The organism is Devosia sp. LjRoot16, from assembly GCF_964252795.1.
Taxonomy (GTDB): Bacteria; Pseudomonadota; Alphaproteobacteria; order Rhizobiales; family Devosiaceae; genus Devosia_A.
This window is the reverse complement of record NZ_CAXUPH020000006.1, coordinates 174,086-191,742: the sequence shown is the minus strand read 5'-3', so window position 1 is coordinate 191,742 and position 17,657 is coordinate 174,086. Positions and strand designations below refer to the sequence as shown.

Sequence of the window (17,657 nt, the reverse complement as noted above, 5' to 3'; positions counted from 1 at the left end):
CCTTCTCCCCTTGTGGGAGAAGGTGCCCGAAGGGCGGATGAGGGGTATCTCTCCGCGCACTGGGTCACTCCTCGCTTCGCTCGGAGCGCGCTACACTTCGTTGCGCGGACCCCTCATCCGGCCTTCGGCCACCTTCTCCCACAAGGGGAGAAGGCCCTCGCCTCACAGCCGGAACTTGAGGCACCATCATCTCATGGTCGTACCCCACACAAAGTCCCTTGACGGCCTTCGTCCATGTAACGTTACAGTGCACGCCGGCAAAACCACCGAACAACAGCCGCACGGACAAGCGTCAGATGAGCATTGAGACCACCCCAGCCAATGCCGCCAAGCCGGGCGAGCCGCGGGCCTATCGCAGCGCCGAATGGTTTGCGCGGGCCGGCAAATATGGCTTCGTGCCGCGCAGCTGGATGAAGAGCCAGGGGTTCTCGCCCGAACTGCTCGATGGCCGGCCGGTGATCGGCATCTGCAACACCTGGTCGGAACTGACCAACTGCAACCGGCACCTGCGTGAGCTGGCCGAGCATGTGAAGCGGGGCGTGCTGATGGCGGGTGGTTTCCCACTGGAGTTCCCGGTAACGAGCCTGGGTGAGCCGCTGATGCGGCCGACCACCATGATGTTTCGCAACCTCGTCGCCATGGATGTCGAAGAGACGATCCGCGCCAACCCGATCGACGGGGTGGTGCTGCTGGCCGGCTGCGACAAGACCACGCCGGCGGTGCTGATGGGGGCGGCAAGCTGCGATGTGCCCGCCGTGCTGGTGTCGGGCGGGCCAATGCTCAATGCCCGCTTCCGCGGCCGGGTGTTGGGCTCGGGCACCGATATCTTCAAGCTCGATGAGGAATACCGCACGGGCAAGATCTCGAAGGCCGACCTCGATGCGGCCGAGGCGGCGATGAGCCGTTCGGCCGGCTCGTGCATGACCATGGGCACCGCCTCGACCATGGCGTCGCTGGGCGAAGCGATGGGCATCGGCTTTGCCATGAACGGCTCGATCCCGGCGCCCGACAGTCGTCGCGCCGTGCTGGCCGAGCAATCGGGCAAGCGTGCCGTCGAACTGGTGCGGCAGAACATCACCATTTCCAAGATCCTGACCCGGGCGGCGTTCGAGAACGCGGTGAAGGTCAATGGCGCGATCGGCGGCTCCACCAATGCGGTGGTGCACCTGCTCGCCCTCGCCGGTCGGCTCGGCGTCGATTTCAAGCTCGAGGACTGGGACGCGCTCGGCCGCGACGTGCCGACCATTGTCGACCTCAAACCCTCGGGCCGCTTCCTGATGGAAGAGTTCTTCGATGCCGGCGGTTTGCCGGTGGTGATGCAGCGCATCTCGCATTTGCTCAACCTCGACGCCGTCGCGGTTGAAGGCGGCACGATCGGCGAGCGCATCGCGGATGCGCAAAGCTGGAACGACGAGGTGATCCGGCCGCTGGACAAGCCGCTGACGCCGCAGGGCGGCATGATGGTGCTGAAGGGCAACCTTGCCCCCAATGGCGCCATCATCAAGCCGTCGGCGGCCTCGCCACGGCTGATGCAGCACCGCGGCCGGGCCATGGTGTTCGAAAATTCCGAGGATCTCAGGGCCCGCATCGACGACCCCGATCTCGATGTCGACGCCGACAGCATCCTGGTGCTGAAGAATGCCGGGCCGCGCGGTTATCCCGGCATGCCGGAAGCCGGTACCATGGCGCTGCCCAAGAAGCTGCTCGAGCAGGGCGTCACCGATATGGTGCGGGTCTCGGACGCGCGGATGAGCGGCACGGCATTCGGCACCGTGGTGCTGCATGTGGCGCCGGAATCGGCGCTGGGCGGGCCGCTGGCGCTGGTCAGGACCGGCGACTTCATCGTGCTCGATTGTGCCGCGCGGAAGCTCGAGCTCGAAATATCCGCCGAGGAACTGGCGCGGCGCCGGGCGGCCTTCGTGCCGCCGCCGCCGGCCTATGAGCGCGGCTATGGCCGGCTCTACATCGACCATGTGCAGCAGGCCGACAAGGGCGTCGATTTCGACTTCCTCGTCGGCGGCAGCGGCACGCCACCTTCAAAGGTCTCGTTCTGACGGCACACCCGTCGCACTGCCGATGCCGCTCGGTGAGCCGCTGAGCCTCGGCGCCCGCATTTTATCTGGAGGATATTCAGCATGACCGCCCGCGCCTATTGCGACTGCCACGTCAATATCTACAACGAAGAGCACATCCTGCCGCTGTACTGGACGCTGCATGGCCGGGTACGGAAGGGCGAGCTCAGCCACCAATCCGATGCGGATTCGCTCTACACGGCGATGGCCGATGTGGAGAAGGCGATCATTTTCACCCTGCGCTATGCCGACGCCATCGGCGTCGAGGGCAATGACGAGCTGACCGCCGCGGCGGTGAAGAAGTACCCCGACAAGTTCGTCGGCTTCGCCTATGTCGATCCGCGCCGCCCCGACTACATGGACATGCTGCACCACGCCATCGAGGACCTTGGTCTCAAGGGCGTGAAGTTCGGGCCGATCTATAACGGCGTGCACCTCTCCGACCCACGGCTCGAGCCGGTCTACGAGTATCTGCAGAAGCGCAACATCCCGCTGACCATGCATATGGGCACCACCTATGCCCGCAATGCCCCGGTGGAGCTTGGCCGCGCCATCCATGTCGAGCCGGTGGCGCTGAAATACCCCGACCTCACCATGATCCTCGCCCATATGGGCCACCCCTGGTACGACGAGGCGATCGTCGTGGCGCGCAAGCAACCCAATGTGTGGCTGGAACAGTCAGCGCTCTTCTACCGGCCCTGGCAGTATTACAACATGCTGGTGCTGGCCGAGGAGTATCGCACCGCCGACAAGATCTTCTTCGGCACCGACTTCCCGTTCGCCGGCGTGGCGGAATCGGCCGATGGGCTGATCAACATCAACAAGCAGGTCGAAGGCACCAACCTGCCACGGGTGAGCGAGGAGACGATCCAGTCGATCCTCTGGTCCAACCCGTTCAAGACCTGGTGGAAGGGTGACAACCCGCTGGGCTGAGCGGCCGGTCTGGCCGGGCACGGGACTCTCCGTGATCCTCCCCCGCGTGGCGGGGGAGGGGGACCGCCGAAGGCGGTGGAGGGGGCGGTAAGAGTCTCCGGCTTGGGCTCCCCCCTCCACCAGCTTCGCTGGTCCCCCTCCCCCGCCACGCGGGGGAGGATCGCGGCACCGCCGGTGGCTTTGCCGCTATCCCGCGAAGGTGCCGGAGGCGGTCCCCACGCTGGCGAGCGGGACGGCAACCAGCGCGCCCTCGGCCGGACGAGCCGCCAGCTCGGCCTCGCTCATCCCGAAACGCGCCGAGGTGACATAGAGCGTTTTGAGGTCCGCGCCGCCAAAGGTGCAGCTAGTGGGCGATCGGACCGGCAGCTCGACCATCTCGATGGCGCCGGATGGGGCGATCCTCGCAATGCCGGCGCCGCCGGCAACGCGGCAGTTGTAGACGGCGCCGGCCGCATCGCGGGTCGAACCATCCGGAAGTCCGCGCGGCAACGGCGAAGCGAAGGGGCGCGGGTTGGCGAGGGTGAGGGCGCCGGGGTCGTAGTCGAAGGCCAGCAGCGCATTGGTGGTGGTGTCGGCGGTGACGAAGCGGCCATCGTCGAGCCAGACCATGGTGTTGGTGATGCCGAACCGCTCCGAGCTGAGGGCGGTCACCTGGCCTTCCGGCGAGATCCGGTAGAGCCGGCCGGTGCGATCCGGGGCGGGCTTGGGCCCGCCATCGGCGCCGATATTGTCCTGCATGGTGCCGACCCAGAACGAGCCGTCTGGCGCCACCACACCCTCGTTCAGGCGGTTGCCCGGCTGCTCGGGTTCGGGAACCGCGAAAGTGTCGAAGCTGCCGCCGGGCGACCACAGCACGACGCGCTGGCGGAGGCCGACGATGAAGCCGCCGCCACGCCGCAGCCCGATCGAGGTCGGCAGCTCGGGCGTCGCCCACTGGTGGTGGGCGCCGGTCACCGGATCCAGCCGGTGGATGGCGCTGCCGACGATATCCACCCAGTAGAGCGCCGCTTCTGCCGGCGACCAGATGATGCTCTCGCCGACACTGTTGCGGGCGTCGAAGATGATGGCGGCTTCACGCATGGCTGGGCTCGCTATTTGCGGAACTCGGCCGCCAGCGGCGACGACTTGATGATATCGGTCAGGCGCCGGTGCCAGGCAATGTCGCGCCACATGCCACGATATTGCGGCCCGCAGAAGTTCGAGGTGCAGATCGCCGTCCAGCGGCCGGTCGCCGCCGCCTGCTCGACGCCATCGGCGCAGACATCCATCATCCAGTCCCAATCGGCCATCGGCCAGTCGCGATACATCACCGAGGCCCAGGCCTCGGTGGTGACGAGCGGCAGCTTGCTGCGGCGCGACCAGTCGGCCGCTTTGCCGATCCACTCGGTGAGCGTGGTGTCGAAGCGCTGTTTGTCGGCGAGATAATGCGGCTTGGCCTTGCGGATCAGCGTCTGGAACTCGCGCTGTTTGAACGAGTAGCCGATATCGGCGTAAAAGCTGCTCATCGCCGGATTGGTGATCCAGATGTGCGGCTCGAGGAAATCGAGCATCGACACATCCTGCTGTTCCCAGAGCTCGAACTGGTCCGACTGCGAGAAGGTGTAGTCGAGCTCGGGGTAGCGCTGCCGCAACAGGGCGATGCTGTCGCGCATCCAGCCGATGACGCGCGGAGCGGTCAGCAGATCGGGCGCGGTCTGCCCAGGCGGATAGAGATAGGGCGCCCATTTCACGTTGGGGAATTCATTGCAGAGATCGACGTAGAGGATGGCGTCGATGAGGCCTGCCGCGGCGATGAGATCGAGCGTGGCGAGCCACACCCGCGCCTGATCCTCCGCGGTCTTGATCAGCATGCGGGCATCTTCATTGTCGCGCTTGTACCAGGTGGAGAGGCCGACCACGATGCCGCGCGCCTTGCACTTAGAAATGAACTCGACCAGCGCCTCGCCGACCTTGCTGATGTCGACTTCGCCCGGTGCGCCCCAATCGCCATCCTGGCCATCCGAATGGATGGTCCAGGTCTTGTGCGGGTCGGCGGCGATCAGATGCGGGAAGGCATCGATGCGCACCGCGTCGTAGCCGCGCTCGGCCAGTTCATCGAGCGCCTGGTCCCAATCCTCGTAGCCGGCGCCGGGCCAGCGCCGCTCGATCCAGGAGAACTCCCACATGGTGATGGCATAGGGGCGGGTTACGCGGCTGATGGTCATGGCTCAACGTCTCAGGTCGGAATCGATGGGGGAGGTCTTGATCAGGTCGGTGAGCCGGCGGTGCCAGGCGATATCGCGCCACATGCCGACGAATTGCGGCCCGCAGAAGTTGGAGGTGGCGATGCCGACCCAGCGGCCCTTCGTAGCGGCGTGGCTGACGCCGAGCTCGCAGAGATCCTTGATCCAGCCCCAGTCGAGCAGCGGCCAATCCTTGTAGTCGACCACCGACCAGCATTCGGTGGTGACCAGCGCCTTACCCGAGGCACACGACCAGTCGGCGATGTTGTCGATCTCGCCGGTCAGCGCCTTATCGTAGCGGGCCTGGTTGGCGCGGTAGGTCTCGTAGCCACGCGCCACGATGTTGTCGAAACCCTCCGGCGAGAACTTCTCGAAATTGTAGCCGACGGCGGCGTTCCAATCGCTGGTCGAGGGATGCGACATCCAGATATGGGGCTCGAGGATATCGAGCATCGACACGTCCTGCTCGGCCCAGTCGCGGTACTGGGTGCAGAACGAGAAGGTGTAATCGAGATCGGGATAGCTCTGCTTGGCGATGGCGATGCTGTCGCGCATCAAGGCGACGATCTCAGGGTCGCGGCGTGACCGCTCCTCGCCCTCGATGCCGCCATAGAGGAAGGGCGTCCAGAACGGGATCGGGAACTCGTTGCAGAAATCGACATAGAGGATGCTGTCGATCAGGCCGGCGCGGTCGATCAAAGCGAGCGTATCGACCCAGACCTTGGCGAGATCGGCGGCCGAGCGGATATTGAGGCGGACATCGTCGCGGTCCTGCCGCCACCAGGTGGAGAGGCCGACGCCGATGTGGCGCGCCTTGCACTTGGCGATGAACTCGACAAGCGCCGGACCCACCGTGACCCGGGTGAGCGACTGGGCGCCCCAGCTCACCTGGTTCCAGGTGGGGAGAATTTCCCATTCCCGCTCGGCGCCGGCCGAGACCAGGTGCGGGAAGGCGTCGATGCGGACCGCGTCATAGCCGCGTTCGGCCAGCTCATCGAGCGCCTGGTCCCAATCCTCGTAGCCGGCGCCGGGCCAGCGCCGCTCGATCCAGGAAAAGTCCCACATCGTGATGGCATAAGGCTTCAGAAAGCTGGGTTTCATCCCCGGTCTACCCTCCCTTGGCGCGCAGCATGTTCGTTACCTGTCTGCTTGCATGGGGTGCATTCGTAGACTGGATATCGTCGTATTGACAACAGGTAAGTGACATGCTTTCTACAAAAACAACGTGACCTAGCATACAGGTTGAGATGAGCAATAACGGGTACCCCAGGCCGGTCGAGGCTGCCGACGAAGAAGAGGCGCCAACCTCGCTGGTGCAGAAGGTGATCCTCGGCATCCGCCAGATGATCCGCTCGGAGGGGATGAAGGTCGGCGATCCGCTGCCCAGCGAGACCATGATCGGCGAGCAGCTCGGCGTGTCACGGGCCGTGGCGCGGGAGGCCTATCGGTCGATGGCGGCGCTGGGCCTGCTCAGCGTTTCGAATGGCCGCCGGGCCCGGGTTTCGGCGGTCGACCCGCAGGTGCTGGCGCTGGTCATCGACCATGGCGTGCAGACCGACCAGGTATCGGTGCAGCAGATTCTCGACGTACGCCGCACCCTCGAGATGCGGACCGTCGGGCTCGCGGCCCTCCGCCGCACCGACAAGGAAGCGCGCGAGATCAAGGCGCTGGCGGCGGCGATGCGCGCCGACTTCCACGAGATGGACAAGGTGATGGAACACGACATCGCCTTTCACGAAACCATCGCCCGCGCCTCGCGCAACCCGATGTTCGCGCTGATGGTGGGCTCGTTCCACGTGCTGACGCGGCAGACCTGGCGCGTCGGCTGGCTGGCGCGCGAGAGCGACGCGGACCGCTACGACAATGTGAGCTGCCACGAGGCCATCGCGCAGCACATCGAGGCGGGCAATCGCAGCGCCGCCGAAGCGCAGATGGCGGAGCATTTCGACAACACGGTGAAGGTGCTGCTCGCCAGCGGCGTCAACTGACCAACTCTGAGGCCCGGGGGAGGGGCTGGCGGTGAAAATCCAGAAGATCGAAACGATCCGGATCGCCGAACACGCGAATATCTGCTGGGTCGAGGTGCACACCGATGAAGGCGTGACCGGGCTCGGCGAGACATTCTTCGGTGCCGAGGCCGTCGAGGCCTATATCCACGAGACGGCCGCGCCTATGCTGATCGGGCGCGATCCGCTGCAGATCGAAGCCATCTCGCGGGCCCTCACCGGCTATCTCGGCTTCGCCTCGACCGGCGTCGAGATGCGCGGCAATTCGGCGATCGATATCGCGCTGTGGGATATTTTCGGCAAGGTCAGCAACCAGCCGATCGCGCAGCTCCTGGGTGGGTTCACCCGCAGCGAGATCCGCACCTATAACACCTGCGCCGGCACCGGCTACATGCAGGAAGGCGGCCAGACCGTCGCCAATTACGGGTTGAGCGGCGGGCGCAACCAATATGCCGATCTCGAGGCCTTCCTCAGCCGTGCCGATGATCTCGCCGAAGAGCTGCTCTCCGAGGGCATCACGGCGATGAAGATCTGGCCGTTCGATGTGGCGGCCGAAAAGAGCCGCGGCCAGTACATCAGCGCGGCCGACCTTAAGGAGGCGCTGTCGCCGTTCGAAAAGATCCGCAAGCGGGTCGGCGACAAGATGGATGTGATGGTCGAGTTCCACTCTATGTGGCAGCTCACCCCGGCCATCCAGATCGCCCGGGCCTTGGCGCCCTACAACACGTTCTGGCACGAAGATCCGATCCGCATGGATTCGCTCGGCGATCTCAAGCGCTACAGCGAGGCCTCCATCGCGCCGGTCTGCGCCTCGGAAACACTGGCGACGCGCTGGCGCTTCCGCGACCTGCTGATGGCGGACGCAGCGGGCGTCGTGATGCTCGATCTCTCCTGGTGCGGCGGGCTCACCGAAGCCAAGGCGATCGCCTCGATGGCCGAGGCCTGGCATCTGCCGGTGGCGCCGCATGATTGCACCGGGCCGGTGGTGCTGTGCGCCTCGACCCACCTGTCGCTCAATGCGCCCAACGCCCTGGTGCAGGAGAGCGTCCGCGCCTTCCATCGTACCTGGTACGGCGACCTCGTCACGCAACTGCCCCCGATCAGCAACGGCAAGATCACCGTTCCCGAGGGGGCGGGGCTGGGGATGGAACTCAATCCCGAACTCGACCGGCGGTTCAAGACGACCCGACGGAGTAGCGACGCCGAAAACTAAAAGCAGATTTTCCAGGGAGGAAAACCATGAAGACGCTTATTGCCGCCATGCTGGCGGCCACGGCCCTCTGCGCAATGCCTGCACTGGCTGAGGACAAGCCGCCGCTGCGCATCATCTACGCCACCCATGCCGACAGCGGAAACACCTTCTGGCTGACGGTGAAGAAAGGCATGGACGACGCCTGCGCCATCGTCAAAGCCGATTGCCAGATGCTGTTCATCGCCAAGGCCGGCGACGTGGCCGGCCACATCGCCAATATCCAGGCCGCCATCGCGCAGCAGCCGGACCTGCTCATCACCTCGATCACCGACGACACGGCGTTCGATGCGGTGGTCAAGGAAGCCGTCGATGCCGGCATCGCCGTGATCTCGTCGAACGTCGATGACAACCAGGGCGCCAAGGGCAATGCCCGCGCCGCCTTTGTCGGCCAGAGCTTTTTCACCGCCGGGCAGGCGCTCGCCACCCGGGTGGCTGGCGATTTCCCGGCCGAAGGCCCGATCCGCGTACTGATCGGCGTCAACGCGCCGGCCGATAACTGGTCGCGCACCCGGGCCAACGGCATCATTGCCGGGCTCGAAGACTGGAAGGCGGCGAACCCGTCGCGCGATATCAGCTGGCACGAGATCGATGCCGGCCTCGACTACGGCACCAGCGCCGACCGCTTCGGCAGCTACTTCACCAGCGAGCCGAACCTCACCGCCTATTTCGATACCGGCTTCTGGGATGTCGGTGTCGTCACCGTGCTGAAGGATCGCGGGATCGATCCGGGCAAGGTGATCCTTGGCGGCTTCGACCTCGTGCCCGATGTGCTGGCGCAGATGCAGGCCGGCTACATCCAGTATCATGTCGACCAGCAACCGTATCTCCAGGGCTGGGCCCCGGTGATGCAGGCCGGGCCGATCCGCGACTACAAGATGGCCGCCTATGACGTCGATACCGGCAGCGCCATCGTCACCAAAGACATGGTTGGCGCCATCGAAGAGCTGTCCAAGGCCGGCTACCGCTGACCCCCTGGCGGCGGTGGCCTCGTAACGGCTGCCGCCGCTTCGTTTTCGGTCTCGCGAGGAGAAGCGACCAATCATGCGACTGCTAAAGATCTACATGCAGCGACCCGAGCTCGTCGCCCTCGTGGTGCTGATCGTGTTCACCACCTATTTCGCCGCGGCCAGCAACGGGCTGTTCCTGTCCAACGCCAATGTGCGCGGCATGTTCAGCCTCTATCCCGAACTGGCGATCCTGGCGCTCGGCTTCAGCCTCCTGATGATCGCGGGCGAATTCGACCTTTCGATCGGCTCGGTCATGGGGCTCTGCCCGATCGTGCTCTGCGCCATGATCAATTTCGGCATCCCGTTCTGGCCCGCCTTTATCCTCGCCCTGGTGGTCGGCGCGGCGATCGGCCTGTTCAATTCGGCAGTGACGCTGCGCTTCGGCATTCCGAGCTTCATCACCACGCTCGGCACCCTGTTCATGGCGCGCTCGGTGGCGGTGGTGCTCTATTCGAGCGGCCTTGCCACGACGCTCGATATCGCGGTGGTGCCCACCTGGGCCTTCTCCGAACCACTGGGCATTTTCCGCGTCTCGGCCATCTGGCTGGTCGCCCTGGCGCTGCTGGTCTGGCTACTGCTCGAGAAGACCAATTTCGGCAACTGGATCCGCGCCACCGGCGGCTCGGTGGAAGCGGCCAAGGCCATGGGCATCCCCACCTCGCTGGTGAAAACCGTCTGCTTCATGATCTGCTCAACCCTCGCTGGGTTGGCCGGCATCATCCAGGTGGTCCGCATCGGCTCGCCGATCCCCTCGATGGGCGAATCCATGGAGCTGCAGGCCATCGCCGCCGCGGTGATCGGCGGCATCGCGCTCTCCGGTGGCGTCGGCAACATCGTCGGCGTGGTCATCGGCATGGCGATCATCCGGGTCATCGATTCCGGCATGATCATGAGCCGGGTCGATGCCAGCTGGTTCAAGTTCGCCATCGGCTTCCTCATCGTCTGCGCCGTCATCGCCAACCATTGGCTGGAGCGCCGGGCGCGCAACATCAAGCTGGAGGTGGCCCAATGAGCGCGCCGCTGATCGAATGTACCGGACTGCAGAAGTGGTATTCCGGTGTCCACGCCCTCAAGAATGTCAGCCTCCGCGTCGAGCGTGGTGAAGCGGTTGGCCTCGTCGGCGACAACGGCGCCGGCAAGACCACGCTGATCAAGATCCTCTCGGGCGTGCATCGGGCCGATGCCGGCAAGATCAGGATCGACGGCAAGGACGTGACCATCCGGAATGCCCGGCACGCCATGGAGCTGGGGCTGGAGACGATCTACCAGTACAATTCCATGGTCCCCACCATGACCATCGCGCGCAACGTCTTCATCGGCCGCGAGCCGCTCAGCTGGTCGCTGTTCGGCTTCGGGGTGATGGACCAGAAGAAGATGCGGGCCGAAAGCGTCCAGGCGATCGCCGATGTCGACCTGCACCTGCGCTCGCCCGATGCGCTGGTGGGGGAACTCTCCGGCGGTCAGCGGCAGGGCGTCGCCATCGCGCGCGCGATGCATTTCAAATCGAAGGCGCTGATCCTCGACGAGCCAACCAACCACCTGTCGGTGAAGGAGACCGACAAGGTGCTGGGCTTCGTGCGCGACCTCAAGAAGCAGAACGTCACCGGCATCTTCATCTCGCACAACATGCAGCACGTGTTCCAATGCTGCGACCGGGTGGTGGCGATGGCGCGCGGCGAGATCGTGTTCGACAGCCCGATCTCGAAGACCAGCATCGACGAAGTGCACGGGTACCTGTGATGAGCGAGTTCGCGGGCAAGACCGTCCTCATCACCGGGGCGCTGGGGACGCTGGGCACGGCGCAGGCCGAGGCCTTCGCCCGGCTCGGCGCGCGGCTGCTGCTGCTCGACCGCCCCGGCGATCCCCGTGGCGACGAGCGGGCCCGCGAACTGGCTGCCCGGCATGGCGTGGTGGCCCGCTCTATCGGCCAGGACCTCGGCGAGCTGAAAGCAAGCGAGACGCTGGTGCGTGGGCTCAGCGACGAGTATGGCGGCATCGACGTGCTGGTCTCCAACGCGGCGCTGATCATCAACAAGCCGTTCGAGGAGTTTTCGATCGAGGAGTACGAAGATCAGCTGCGGGTCAATTCCGCCGCGACCTTCGCCCTCGTGCGCGCCGTGGCGCCGGCGATGAAACAGAAGCGTGACGGCAAGATCGTCAATTTCTGCTCGGTGACGCTCAATGGCCGGTGGGACGGCTATGTCCCCTATGTGGCGAGCAAGGGCGCGATGCTGGGGCTGACCAAGTCGCTGGCCCGCGAACTGGGGCCGTTCAACGTGCGGGTCAACGCGGTATCCCCGGGCGCCGTGGTGTCCGAGGCCGAGAACCGGGTCTTCGCCGACCGCCTGCAGCAATACAATGACTGGATCCTCGAGAACCAATGCCTCAAGGAGCGGATCCAGGCGAGCGATGTTGCCGACCTAGTGCTGTTCCTCGCCTCCGACCGCTCGCGCATGATCACCGGCCAGAACTTCGCGGTCGATGGCGGCTGGTAGCCGACCTGTCCGCTTCCGGCGCAAAACGTCCCCAGCATGAACCGAGGCGCGGGAGGCTGGGCGCGATGTCGCCGGCGGCCATCAGCCCCGATACGGCCCTCCCGGTGGTCCCCAGCCCCATACCGGCATCGGTGGGTTGCCCTTTGGCGCCGCCACGCCGGGCTGCGAGTTGATGACGGCGATGCGCGTTCCCCACTCGAGATAGCCGACAAACGCCGCGCGGAACTCGGGGTCGCTGGGCAGGCCGACCTCGTCGGCGGTCTCGAGCATCAGCTCGATCCAGCGTTTGCGCTGCGCCTCGGTCAGGGCGCGGCCGAGATGGCGGGCGATCATGCCAGAATGTGAGCCGCCGTGATCGGTATAGGGCGTGCCGCCGCCGAACACCTCGGCAATGAAGCTGGCCACGTGCGCCGCATGCCTGGGGTCCATATTGGCAAAGACCGGCCCGATCACCGGATCGGCCGGCACCCGCTGATAGAACCGCGCCGTCAGCGCGGCGATGCGTTCCTCGCCGCCCGCCCAGGCGCTGAGCGTCGGAATGGCTGTTGAATCGGTCATGGTCTCGGTCTCCTCGTCGGCCCGAGGCTGCCTCGTGGCGCGACATTGCCGCAAGCTGGCCCGTTGGGCAGGCAAGCTCACTGCGACTTTAGTCCACCTAAAATTGCTGTTGCCGCCATCACATTTTCCCCACACAAATCAGCGACGCGTGCCACAGTTCACGGCACGGGGGCATAAATGGGCGATCTCAACGAACTCCGCGGCCGCATTCGGGCAGCACTTCTGGCCGACGAGGCCGAAACCATCGCGCGGCTCACGACCGACGCGGCATTGAGCGACGCCGACCGCGCCGCCATCGGGCAGCGGGCGCTGCAACTGGTGGAAAAGGTGCGGGCCGCGCAGTCCTCCGGCATGCTGGAATCCTTCCTCGCCGAGTATTCGCTCTCAACCGATGAGGGCATCGCGCTGATGTGCCTCGCCGAAGCGCTGCTGCGCGTCCCCGACAACCGCACCATCGACGACCTGATCGAGGACAAGATCGCGCCGTCGCGCTGGGCCGAGCATCTCGACCGGGCCAATTCGGCTTTGGTCAACGTCTCGACCCTGGCGCTCACCCTCACCGGTTCGGTGCTGCGCGAGGGCGGGGCAGGGATTGCCGGCACCATCAAGAACTTCGTGCAGCGCATCGGCGAGCCGGTGATCCGCTCGGCCGTGATGCAGGCGATGAAGATTCTCGGCAGCCAGTTCGTGCTTGGCCGCGACATCGAGGAGGCGACCCGCATCGCCCGCCGGGCGGAGAAGGACGGCTTCACCTATTCCTACGACATGCTGGGCGAGGCCGCCCGCACCGAAGCCGACGCCAAGCGCTATCGCGCCGCCTATGCCGAAGCCATTGCGGTGCTTGCCACCCGTTCCACCGCCGGTTCCGTGCGCGACAACCCGGGCGTCTCGGTCAAGCTCTCGGCGCTGCATCCGCGCTACGAGTTCATGAAGCGCGAGCGGGTGATGGACGAGCTGGTCGAGCGCACGCTCGCCCTCGCCATGATGGCGCGCGGCGCCAATATGGGCTTCAACATCGATGCCGAGGAGGCCGACCGGCTCGACCTCAGCCTCGACGTGATATCAGCGGTGCTGGCCGATGAGCGGCTTGCCGGCTGGGATGGGTTCGGCATCGTGGTGCAGGCCTATGGCCAGCGTGCCAGCCACGTCATCGACTGGATCGAGGCGCTGGCCGAGCAGCTCGACCGCCGCATCATGGTGCGGCTGGTGAAGGGCGCCTATTGGGACAGCGAGATCAAGCGCGCCCAGGTGCTGGGTCTCGGCGGTTTCCCGGTGTTCACCCGCAAACCGGCGACCGATGTCAGCTACATCGCCAACGCCAAGCGGCTCTTGTCGAAGACGCATCGCATCTACCCGCAGTTCGCCACCCACAACGCCCATAGCGTCGCGGCGGTGCTGGAGCTGGCGCAGCGGCTCGGCGTCGGCAACGACGCCTTCGAGTTCCAGCGCCTCCATGGCATGGGCGAGCGGCTGCACGAGATCATCCACGACGAGCACAAGACCCGCACCCGCATTTATGCGCCGGTCGGGCGGCATGCCGATCTCCTCGCTTACCTGGTGCGGCGCCTGCTCGAGAACGGCGCCAACGGCTCGTTCGTCAACATGATCGCCGATCGCGACGTGCCGGCCGCCGCCGTGGTGCAGGACCCGTTCGAGGCGGTGACGCACGCCGTCGCCAAGGTGCGGGCGCCCGCCGAACTGTTCGCGCCGCGCCGCGCCAACTCCAGGGGGCACGACCTGACCGACTCGCTGGCGGTGAACTATCTGCTCGCCGATCGCGACCGGTTCCGACCGAGCGAGAAGCGGTGGCACGCGGTGCCGGCCTCACTGGTCGCCGGCAGCCAGGGCGAGCAGTTTTCGATCATCAGTCCCGCCACCGGCGAGCCGGTGGGCGACGCCATCGGGGCAGGGCCGGAGACACTGGAACTGGCGATTGCCACCGCCAGGGACGCAGCGCCCGGCTGGGCGGCGCGGCCGGTGGCCGAACGCGCCCTGCTGCTCAGGCAGGTTGCCGATCTCTATGAGGACAATGCCGCCGAGTTCTTCGCGCTCTGCGCCCGCGAGGCTGGCAAGACCCTCAACGATGCGGTGAGCGAAGTGCGCGAAGCCGTGGATTTCCTTCGCTATTACGCCGCCGAGGCCGAAGCGAGCGAACCGCGCCAGCCGCTCGGGGTGTTCACCTGCATTTCGCCGTGGAATTTCCCGCTCGCCATCTTCACCGGCCAGATCGCCGCCGCTTTGGTTGCCGGCAATACGGTGCTGGCGAAGCCCGCCGAGACGACGCCGCTGATCGCGGCGCTGGCGGTGCGGCTGATGGTGCAGGCCGGCATTCCCGAGGACGTGGTGCAGCTGGTGCCCGGTTCCGGTCCGGTGGTGGGCTCGGTGCTGACTTCCGACCCACGCATCGACGGGGTGTGCTTTACCGGCTCGCTGGCGACAGCCAAAGCGATCGATGTGAAGATGGCCGACAATCTCGCCGCCGGCGCGGCGCTGATCGCCGAGACCGGCGGGCTCAACGCCATGATCGTCGACTCGACCGCTTTGCCCGAGCAGGCGGTGCGCGACATCCTTGCTTCCGCCTTCCAGTCGGCCGGGCAGCGCTGCTCGGCGCTGCGCATCCTCTATGTGCAGGAGGACGCGGCCGAGCGGACGCTCGAAATGCTCTATGGCGCGATGGACGAGCTGAAGCTCGGCGACCCCTGGGATCTGTCGGTCGATATCGGCCCGGTGATCGACAGCAAGGCCAAGGCGAAGATGGACGCCTATATCGCCGAGTTCGCCGCCCGCGACGCCGTGCTGCACCAGTTGGCGGCGCCGGAGCAGGGGACGTTCGTGCCGCCGACGGTGCTGAAAGTCTCGGGCATTGCCGAGATGAAGGAAGAAATCTTCGGCCCGGTGCTGCATGTCGCGACCTTCAGGGCCGAAGATCTCGACGCGGTGGTCAACGCCATCAATGCTTCGGGCTATGGGCTGACCTTCGGGCTCCATACCCGCATCGACGGGCGAGTGGAGGAGCTCTCCGACCGCATTCGCGCCGGCAATATCTATGTCAACCGCAACCAGATCGGCGCGGTGGTCGGCTCACAACCATTCGGCGGCGAGAGCCTCTCGGGCACCGGCCCGAAGGCGGGCGGGCCGAATTACCTGAAGCGCTTCTGGCGCCCGGCCGAGGCGTTCGAACCCTCCACCGGGGTCAACCCGCTCTCCGGCCTCTCGATCGGCTTTGCCATCGCGGCGGTCGACCAGGTGAAGATCGGCATCGAGCGGGTGGGGATCGAGCCGGCGCAGGAGCTGTTGCCCGGCCCGACCGGCGAATCCAACACGCTCTACACCTGGCCGCGCGGCGTGGTGCTGTGCCTTGGGCCCGACACGCAGAGCGCGCTGCAGCAGGCGACGCTGGCGCTCGAGCAGGGCAATGGCGTGCTGGTCGTCGCCCCCGGCGCCAGCCGCATCGCCGAAGCGCTCGGCGCCAATGGCGAGCCGATCGGCGGGCTGGACAAGAAGCTGTCGCCGGCGGCGATCGAGGCGGGGTTAAATGTCGACGCCATCATGCATTTTGGCACCGACGCGGATTTGCGGCCGTGGCGGCAGGCACTATCGCGCCGCGAGGGGATGATCATTCCGCTGGTCACCCGGCCGAGCGACGCCGAGCGACTGATCACCGAGCGGCATGTGTGCATCGATACGACGGCGAGCGGCGGGAATGCGGAGTTGCTGGCGGGGCAGTAGGAGCGTGGGGCCCACCCCCACCCAGCTTCGCTACGGCTTTGCCTAGCTGCGCTACCCTCCCCACAAGGGGGAGGGAGACGATAGAACCGAAGCCCTCAGTCGGGTCTCCCTCCCCTTGATGGGGAGGGCAGCGTAGCTTGCCCGCGCAGCGGGCTTAGCGCAGCTGGGTGGGGTGGGCCTCAGGCTCAGCCGCCCCTAAATCGCCCGCCCATCCCGCGCGAACACGTGGTAGCGCGCCGGATCAACATAGGCCGTGAGCATCGAGCCCAGTTCCACCTGCCGCTGTCCGTCTACCGCGATGGTCATCGCCTGGCCATCGGCGGTTGTGGTGTAGACCATGGTCTGGCCGCCCAGTTGCTCGACCAGGTCGACCTTGACCTTGGCCAGTTCGACACCCGAACCTTCATTGATGCCGATGTGTTCGGGGCGCACCCCGAAGGTCACCGCATCACCGGCGCCGACCTGGCGGTTGACGACGATCTCGCTGCCGCCGGCGCGGAGCTTGGCGCCCGCGCCATCGGCGCTTTCCACCTTGGCCTCGAGGAAGTTCATCTTGGGCGAGCCGATGAAGCCGGCGACGAAGCGGTTGCGCGGATGATTGTAGAGTTCGAGCGGCGCGCCGACCTGCTCGATGATGCCGGCCTGCAGCACGACGATCTTGTCGGCCATGGTCATCGCCTCGACCTGGTCGTGGGTGACATAGATCATGGTGTTGCCGAGGTCGTTGTGGAGCTTGGCGATCTCCACCCGCATCTGCACGCGCAGCTCCGCATCGAGGTTACTCAGCGGCTCGTCGAACAGGAAGATGCGGGGCTCGCGCACGATGGCCCGGCCGATGGCGACGCGCTGGCGCTGGCCGCCTGAGAGTTGCTTGGGTTTGCGTTTGAGCAGCGGCTCGATGCGCAGGATATCAGCTGCCTTCTGCACCCGCTGCTGGATCTCGGGCCTCGGCACCCGCGCCGTTTCCAGTCCGAAGGCGAGGTTCTGGTAGACGTTCATATGCGGGTAGAGCGCGTAGCTCTGGAACACCATGGCGATGCCGCGCCTGGCTGCCGGCACCTCGTTCATGCGCTCGCCGTCGATCAGGAGGCTCCCGCCCGAGATCGGCTCGAGCCCGGCAATCATCCGCAATAGGGTGGATTTGCCGCAGCCCGAGGGGCCGACAAACACAGTGAACTCACCCGGATCGATGTTGAGATCGATGCCGTGGATCACCTCCACATCGCCATAACGCTTCTCGACCTGCTGCAGGACAACGCTTGTCGACATCAGATGCTCTCCTCCACAGGGGCAGTGCAGTTGCCCACCGGGTCATTCCCGCGAAAGCGGGAAACTCTGTTTGCGGTGCTCGCGGCGCACTCCGAAACGGAGGTTCCCGCTTGC

14 protein-coding genes are annotated in these 17,657 nt (G+C 65.9%); 9 read left to right on the top strand and 5 right to left on the bottom strand.

What is annotated here, in order from left to right:
• The first annotated feature begins 296 nt into the window (after positions 1-296).
• Positions 297-2,054, top strand: a complete 1,758-nt coding sequence (locus ACSQ23_RS25045; RefSeq protein WP_436092257.1) for an IlvD/Edd family dehydratase — start codon at positions 297-299, stop codon at positions 2,052-2,054.
• A gap of 81 nt (positions 2,055-2,135) precedes the next feature.
• Positions 2,136-3,005: an amidohydrolase family protein gene (locus ACSQ23_RS25040; RefSeq protein WP_436092256.1), complete on the top strand. Its 870-nt coding sequence runs from the start codon at positions 2,136-2,138 to the stop codon at positions 3,003-3,005.
• A gap of 186 nt (positions 3,006-3,191) precedes the next feature.
• Here the strand turns inward: ACSQ23_RS25040 and ACSQ23_RS25035 are convergent, their stop codons facing one another.
• Genes ACSQ23_RS25035 through ACSQ23_RS25025 form a run of 3 tightly spaced genes read right to left on the bottom strand, consistent with a single transcriptional unit; the run spans position 3,192 to position 6,328 of the window.
• A complete protein-coding gene (locus ACSQ23_RS25035) occupies positions 3,192-4,085 on the bottom strand; it encodes an SMP-30/gluconolactonase/LRE family protein (RefSeq protein WP_436092255.1) in 894 nt (297 codons plus the stop codon).
• Between the two features lie 11 nt (positions 4,086-4,096).
• Entirely contained in the window at positions 4,097-5,209 is a 1,113-nt protein-coding gene (locus ACSQ23_RS25030) for a cellulase-like family protein (protein WP_436092254.1), read from the bottom strand.
• Positions 5,210-5,212: 3 nt separating this feature from the next.
• Entirely contained in the window at positions 5,213-6,328 is a 1,116-nt protein-coding gene (locus ACSQ23_RS25025; RefSeq protein ID WP_436092253.1) for a cellulase-like family protein, read from the bottom strand.
• 146 nt (positions 6,329-6,474) lie between these two features.
• Between ACSQ23_RS25025 and ACSQ23_RS25020 the strand changes: the two genes are divergently transcribed.
• The 6 genes from ACSQ23_RS25020 (at position 6,475) to ACSQ23_RS24995 (ending at position 11,987) form a co-directional block, all read left to right on the top strand.
• Positions 6,475-7,215, top strand: coding sequence for a FadR/GntR family transcriptional regulator (locus ACSQ23_RS25020; RefSeq protein ID WP_436092252.1), 741 nt, complete (start codon positions 6,475-6,477; stop codon positions 7,213-7,215).
• A gap of 31 nt (positions 7,216-7,246) precedes the next feature.
• Positions 7,247-8,446: a mandelate racemase/muconate lactonizing enzyme family protein gene (locus ACSQ23_RS25015; RefSeq protein ID WP_436092251.1), complete on the top strand. Its 1,200-nt coding sequence runs from the start codon at positions 7,247-7,249 to the stop codon at positions 8,444-8,446.
• A 26-nt stretch (positions 8,447-8,472) separates the two neighbouring features.
• Positions 8,473-9,453 (top strand): substrate-binding domain-containing protein, encoded by a 981-nt coding sequence (locus ACSQ23_RS25010; protein WP_436092250.1) that lies wholly within the window; start codon positions 8,473-8,475, stop codon positions 9,451-9,453.
• Positions 9,454-9,523: 70 nt separating this feature from the next.
• Positions 9,524-10,504, top strand: coding sequence for an ABC transporter permease (locus ACSQ23_RS25005; RefSeq protein ID WP_436092454.1), 981 nt, complete (start codon positions 9,524-9,526; stop codon positions 10,502-10,504).
• A complete protein-coding gene (locus ACSQ23_RS25000) occupies positions 10,501-11,232 on the top strand; it encodes an ATP-binding cassette domain-containing protein (RefSeq protein WP_436092249.1) in 732 nt (243 codons plus the stop codon). The genes ACSQ23_RS25005 and ACSQ23_RS25000 overlap by 4 nt, the downstream gene beginning before the upstream one ends.
• Positions 11,232-11,987, top strand: a complete 756-nt coding sequence (locus ACSQ23_RS24995; protein ID WP_436092248.1) for an SDR family oxidoreductase — start codon at positions 11,232-11,234, stop codon at positions 11,985-11,987. The genes ACSQ23_RS25000 and ACSQ23_RS24995 overlap by 1 nt, the downstream gene beginning before the upstream one ends.
• A gap of 81 nt (positions 11,988-12,068) precedes the next feature.
• On the opposite strand, the gene ACSQ23_RS24990 is transcribed toward ACSQ23_RS24995, so the two are convergent.
• Positions 12,069-12,545 carry a group II truncated hemoglobin gene (locus tag ACSQ23_RS24990; RefSeq protein WP_436092247.1) on the bottom strand — a complete coding sequence of 159 codons (477 nt, stop codon included), beginning with the start codon at positions 12,543-12,545 and terminating at the stop codon, positions 12,069-12,071.
• 177 nt (positions 12,546-12,722) lie between these two features.
• On the opposite strand from ACSQ23_RS24990, the gene putA reads away from it, so the two are divergent.
• Positions 12,723-16,274, top strand: coding sequence for a bifunctional proline dehydrogenase/L-glutamate gamma-semialdehyde dehydrogenase PutA (putA, locus tag ACSQ23_RS24985; RefSeq protein WP_436092246.1), 3,552 nt, complete (start codon positions 12,723-12,725; stop codon positions 16,272-16,274).
• Between the two features lie 195 nt (positions 16,275-16,469).
• On the opposite strand, the gene ACSQ23_RS24980 is transcribed toward putA, so the two are convergent.
• Positions 16,470-17,543, bottom strand: coding sequence for an ABC transporter ATP-binding protein (locus ACSQ23_RS24980; RefSeq protein WP_055881176.1), 1,074 nt, complete (start codon positions 17,541-17,543; stop codon positions 16,470-16,472).
• Between the last annotated feature and the right edge of the window lie 114 nt (positions 17,544-17,657).

Coding starts and splice junctions, on each gene's coding strand:
- ACSQ23_RS24995 (WP_436092248.1), top strand. CDS start 11,232: ATGAGCGAGTTCGCGGGCAAGACCGTCCTCATCACCGGGGCGCTGGGG.
- ACSQ23_RS25000 (WP_436092249.1), top strand. CDS start 10,501: ATGAGCGCGCCGCTGATCGAATGTACCGGACTGCAGAAGTGGTATTCC.
- ACSQ23_RS25010 (WP_436092250.1), top strand. CDS start 8,473: ATGAAGACGCTTATTGCCGCCATGCTGGCGGCCACGGCCCTCTGCGCA.
- putA (WP_436092246.1), top strand. CDS start 12,723: ATGGGCGATCTCAACGAACTCCGCGGCCGCATTCGGGCAGCACTTCTG.
- ACSQ23_RS25020 (WP_436092252.1), top strand. CDS start 6,475: ATGAGCAATAACGGGTACCCCAGGCCGGTCGAGGCTGCCGACGAAGAA.
- ACSQ23_RS25030 (WP_436092254.1), bottom strand. CDS start 5,209: ATGACCATCAGCCGCGTAACCCGCCCCTATGCCATCACCATGTGGGAG.
- ACSQ23_RS24980 (WP_055881176.1), bottom strand. CDS start 17,543: ATGTCGACAAGCGTTGTCCTGCAGCAGGTCGAGAAGCGTTATGGCGAT.
- ACSQ23_RS24990 (WP_436092247.1), bottom strand. CDS start 12,545: ATGACCGATTCAACAGCCATTCCGACGCTCAGCGCCTGGGCGGGCGGC.
- ACSQ23_RS25045 (WP_436092257.1), top strand. CDS start 297: ATGAGCATTGAGACCACCCCAGCCAATGCCGCCAAGCCGGGCGAGCCG.
- ACSQ23_RS25025 (WP_436092253.1), bottom strand. CDS start 6,328: ATGAAACCCAGCTTTCTGAAGCCTTATGCCATCACGATGTGGGACTTT.
- ACSQ23_RS25035 (WP_436092255.1), bottom strand. CDS start 4,085: ATGCGTGAAGCCGCCATCATCTTCGACGCCCGCAACAGTGTCGGCGAG.
- ACSQ23_RS25040 (WP_436092256.1), top strand. CDS start 2,136: ATGACCGCCCGCGCCTATTGCGACTGCCACGTCAATATCTACAACGAA.